Genomic DNA, 586 nt, shown 5'->3' with positions numbered 1-586 from the left:
TGGAAGATTACCAATTGGACATCATGATTGGTGAAGGCCCGGCCGCACGTTCTATCAAAATTGATTTGCCACCATTCACATTGATTGGTGCAACGACGCGTGCGGGGTCTTTGACTTCTCCGCTGCGTGACCGTTTTGGTATTACTCAGCGTCTTGAGTACTACAAAGTGCAAGATCTACAGAACATTGTTCAACGCAGTGCAGATTGTCTAGGGTTGTCGATGGAGCCAGAAGGCGCGTTAGAAGTTGCTCGACGAGCTCGTGGTACGCCTCGTATTGCGAACCGTCTATTGCGCCGTGTCCGTGACTATGCAGAAGTGAAGGGCAACGGACATATTTGTGCCGATGTTGCTGACAAAGCGCTTAATATGTTGGATGTCGATGCTCAGGGCTTCGATTACATGGACCGCAAGCTTCTTCTCGCTATCATGGAGAAATTTGGTGGTGGTCCAGTTGGACTCGACAATATGGCTGCCGCTATTGGTGAAGAAAAAGACACCATTGAAGATGTGCTAGAACCATATTTGATTCAGCAAGGCTATTTACAACGCACTCCCCGAGGAAGAATCGCCACAGATCGTGCATA

The 586-nt window shown here is 48.6% G+C and carries 1 protein-coding gene; it reads left to right on the top strand.

The annotated features are described in order from the left end of the window. The coding region (ruvB, locus tag R7044_RS26800) for a Holliday junction branch migration DNA helicase RuvB (protein ID WP_225456181.1) at positions 1-586 on the top strand (586 nt) is incomplete at both ends.

This window comes from Vibrio sp. 1402, from assembly GCF_033340275.1.
The sequence above is the reverse complement of the archived record's forward strand: the minus strand, read 5'-3'. Positions and strand labels throughout refer to the sequence as shown.